Origin of the sequence: Pseudomonas persica (assembly GCF_900291015.1) — a bacterium.
GTDB lineage: Bacteria > Pseudomonadota > Gammaproteobacteria > Pseudomonadales > Pseudomonadaceae > Aquipseudomonas.
Map to the genome: position 1 here is coordinate 1 of NZ_OLKL01000172.1, position 267 is coordinate 267.

At 52.4% G+C, this 267-nt stretch carries 1 protein-coding gene; it reads right to left on the reverse strand.

What is annotated here, in order from left to right:
- Window positions 1-250, reverse strand: a 250-nt coding sequence (locus FQ664_RS26160) for an alpha-L-fucosidase (protein ID WP_256676107.1), incomplete at its 3' end; no start/stop codon positions are given.
- Window positions 251-267 lie beyond the last annotated feature (17 nt).

Sequence of the window (267 nt, forward strand, 5' to 3'; positions counted from 1 at the left end):
GCTCTGCTGGGTTCGTCCACCCTTCATCCGAAGCCTTATATCCCCAGGATTGATTAAGGGTAACCGGCACTTCCCACGCGCTTCGAATTGCCACGCGCGGAATACGGTTATCCGCCATGCTAAAATAATCTCCCAAGCCATGACCAATACGCCCGTTGATCAGGCAATCCGCCTGCAGCGACTTTACCTGCGCGACCAGTTTTTGGCTCTGTTCAAAGGTCATGCCCATTGGCGTATCGAACCAAATCATGCCAATCTCACCGTAAT